The organism is Gemmobacter sp. (assembly GCF_016792925.1).
In the GTDB taxonomy this organism is placed as follows: Bacteria; Pseudomonadota; Alphaproteobacteria; order Rhodobacterales; family Rhodobacteraceae; genus Gemmobacter.
Window position 1 is genome coordinate 1 of sequence record NZ_JAEULU010000060.1, and the last position, 2,190, is coordinate 2,190.

Here is a 2,190-nt window from a genome sequence, read left to right on the forward strand (position 1 = left end):
CGGGATGCAGGCAAACCACCACCGCCTGCGGATGGCTGCGGGCGATCTCGATGGCGGCGGTGTGGATCAGCTGGTTCAGGGCCGCCTTGGCCGCGCGGTAGCTGTGCCAGCCGCCAAGCGCATTGTCGCCGATGGAGCCCACCCGCGCCGACAGCGCGGCAAAGCGGGCCGGGCGGTCGCGCGGCATCAGCCGCAGCGCGTGTTTCAGAACCAGCGCCGGGCCGATGGCATTCACCGCGAAATGCCGCGCCAGATTGGCAGGATCGAGCGCGCGGAGCGCCTTTTCGGGCGGCACCCCTTCGATCTCCAGCGCGCCGGTGGCCACGATAATGCGCTCAAAGGGCGGCTCCAGCCGGGCGAGACTGTCGCGGATGCTGGCCTCATCGGTCAGCTCCAGCCCCTCTGCGCGGCCCAGACCAACGGCCCCGCTGGCGGCACATAGCGCCGCGCCGATGCCGCCCGATGCCCCGATCACCAATGTGCGCATGCTGCTTTCTCCTTGCCGGTGGCGAAGATAGCGCGCCCGGCCGCGCCGGCCAGCCCCGCGCTTGCCGCAGGGGCGCGCGATCCTTCGTCGAAGGATCGAATCCCCCTTTTCTTTCCCGGATCGCCCGGTATAGTCCGGTGCCATGAACACGGGTTTCCATCTCATCACGCTGCGCAACCGCGCCGATGCCACCCGTGGCCTGCTTCTCCTTACCTGCCTCTGAGCGTGCCTTCGGGTGCGACCGCTCAGAGGTGACCAGCGCCCGGCACAGGTGAAGCACAATTCCAAGGAACACATGATGACCGAAGCCAAGGCACAAGACCGTGTCGTGATTTTTGATACCACCCTGCGGGATGGCGAACAGTCGCCGGGCGCGACCATGACCCATGACGAAAAGCTGGAGATCGCGGGCCTGCTGGACGAGATGGGCGTGGATGTGATCGAGGCGGGGTTCCCGATTGCCTCCGAGGGCGATTTCAACGCGGTGTCCGAAATCTCCAAACGGTCGAAAAATTCCCAGATCTGCGGGCTGAGCCGTGCCAATTTCAAGGATATTGACCGCTGCTGGGAGGCGGTGAAACACGCGGCCCGCCCGCGCATCCATACGTTCATCGGCACCTCGCCCTTGCACCGCGCCATTCCGAACCTGACCATGGACGAGATGGCCGAGCGCATTCATGACACCGTGACCCATGCCCGCAACCTGTGCGACAATGTGCAATGGTCGGCCATGGATGCCACCCGGACCGAGCATGATTACCTCTGCCGCGTGGTGGAGATCGCCATCAAGGCCGGGGCCACCACCATCAACATCCCCGATACCGTGGGCTATACCGCGCCGCGCGAAAGCGCCGATCTGATCCGCATGTTGCTGGAGCGGGTGCCGGGCGCGGATGAGGTGATCTTCTCCACCCATTGCCACAATGATCTGGGCATGGCGACGGCGAACAGCCTCGCAGCCGTTGAGGCGGGCGCGCGCCAGATTGAATGCACGATCAATGGCTTGGGCGAGCGTGCGGGCAATGCGGCGCTGGAAGAAGTGGTGATGGCGCTGAAGGTCAGGAATGACATCATGCCGTTTCAGACCGGCATCGACACCACCAAGATCATGCATCTGTCGCGCCGCGTCTCCACCGTTTCGGGCTTTGCGGTGCAGTTCAACAAGGCCATCGTCGGCAAGAACGCCTTCCTGCACGAATCCGGCATCCATCAGGATGGCGTGCTGAAAAACGTCGAGACCTTCGAGATCATGCGCCCGGAATCCATCGGCCTCTCGGCGGCGAATATCGCCATGGGCAAGCATTCGGGCCGCGCCGCGCTGCGCGCCAAGATGAAGGAGCTGGGGGTGGAGCTGGCCGACAACCAGCTGAACGACCTGTTCGTGCGCTTCAAGGCCTTGGCCGACCGCAAGAAAGAGGTCTATGACGACGATCTGCTGGCGCTGGTCAAGGATAGCGACACCCATGAGGCGCATGACACCTTGCAGGTGAAGCGGTTGCGGGTGATCTGCGGCACCGATGGCCCGCAGGAGGCCGAGCTGACGCTGGTGATTGATGGCGCCGAGCAGAGCATTGATGCCACCGGCGACGGGCCGGTGGACGCGGCCTTCAACTGTGTGAAGATGCTCTATCCGCACAAGGCGCGGCTGCAACTCTATCAGGTGGCGGCGGTGACCGAGGGGACCGATGCGCAGGCCACGGTCT

General features: G+C 64.5%; 2 protein-coding genes. One reads left to right on the plus strand and one right to left on the minus strand.

Features of this window, described 5'->3' with window-relative positions; genetic code table 11:
* Nucleotides 1–487, minus strand: a 487-nt coding sequence (locus JNN06_RS03225; RefSeq protein ID WP_291238159.1) for an SDR family NAD(P)-dependent oxidoreductase, incomplete at its 3' end; no start/stop codon positions are given.
* A gap of 298 nt (nucleotides 488–785) precedes the next feature.
* Between JNN06_RS03225 and JNN06_RS03230 the strand changes: the two genes are divergently transcribed.
* On the plus strand, nucleotides 786–2,190 hold a 1,405-nt coding region (locus tag JNN06_RS03230; protein ID WP_291238160.1), incomplete at its 3' end, for a 2-isopropylmalate synthase.